Source organism: Mesorhizobium sp. M4B.F.Ca.ET.143.01.1.1 (assembly GCF_004792275.1).
Lineage (GTDB): Bacteria > Pseudomonadota > Alphaproteobacteria > Rhizobiales > Rhizobiaceae > Mesorhizobium > Mesorhizobium abyssinicae.
In genome coordinates this window covers 1-1,071 of sequence record NZ_SRSR01000058.1, presented here as the reverse complement: position 1 = coordinate 1,071, position 1,071 = coordinate 1, and the positions used below count along the sequence as shown (strand labels likewise).

Genomic DNA, 1,071 nt, shown 5'->3' with positions numbered 1-1,071 from the left:
CGGATGAGCAACTGTGTTCGTCAGGACCTGTTTGGATTCCAAGGTTCGTTGTTTTGGATCATCGCGCTGAGGATGGTCAGGATCTTTCGTGCCACGGCGACGAGAGCGACCTTCGGCTCCTTGCCCTTGGCGATGAGACGCTGGTGGAAGGCCTTGAGGACGGGATTTGAGCGACTGGCGGTGAGGGCAGCCATATAGACCACCCTGCGCACGGCGTGACGACCGCCCCAGATAATGCGGCGGCCTTTGAAGGTGCCGCTGTCGAAGTCGTATGGGGCCAGGCCAGCAAGGGCTGCGATTTCGCGCCGCGAGGCCTGCCCTATCTCCGGCGCCAAGGCCAGCACGGTATGGCTGAACACCGGACCGGCACCGTGGAAGGACTGGATCAGGCGGTCCCTGGCCGCGAACGCCGGCTGGCTGGCGACAAGATCGGCCATGCGCTTGGCCAGCAGTGCGATATCGAACTCAATGCGGCGCAGACGCTGGGTGAAGATGCGCTTGACCGTCGGCTCGCGGACCTGCTCGAGCTGATTGGCCAGGCTGACCTTGTCGTCGCTGAGCTGCCTGCGGGCCACGACCAGATCGGCCAGTTGCTCGGCGATTGGGTCGCACTGCACCGGCCGGGTCGGCAGTTCGGCGGTATAGCGTGCAATCAGCAGGGCATCGATGCGGTCGTTCTTGGCCAGTCGGCCAAGCGCGCGGGCATAGTGGCGCAGCTTGTGCGGATTGACGTTCCTGGCCGGTAAACCCGCCTTGCGCAGCGCCTTGGCCACGCCGCGCTCATAGCCTCCACTCGGCTCCATGCCGATGGCGCGCACGTTGCGGCCTTTCAGCCACTTGCTCAGCTTGACCCATCCGTCCTTGTCGTTGTCGAAACGCGCTTGTTCCTGCGTCTGGAACACGGCCACGTCGAGCCATCGCTTGGCAACGTCGATGCCGACATTCTGAACCGTTCCTGCAGCCATCTTCTCGGTCCCTTCCTTGTGTGCGGGGGCTTGCCCCTTGCAACTGTTCGGGTTCACAAAAGAAGGCGGTCGGGCCCCAGCTCATCCACGGTTTAGGCTACCTGAG

Annotated in this window: 1 protein-coding gene; it reads right to left on the bottom strand. The window is 63.5% G+C overall.

Features of this window, described 5'->3' with window-relative positions; genetic code table 11:
- Positions 1-20: 20 nt before the first annotated feature.
- Positions 21-965, bottom strand: a complete 945-nt coding sequence (locus EN786_RS35925; protein WP_189340716.1) for an IS110 family transposase — start codon at positions 963-965, stop codon at positions 21-23.
- Positions 966-1,071: the final 106 nt, after the last annotated feature.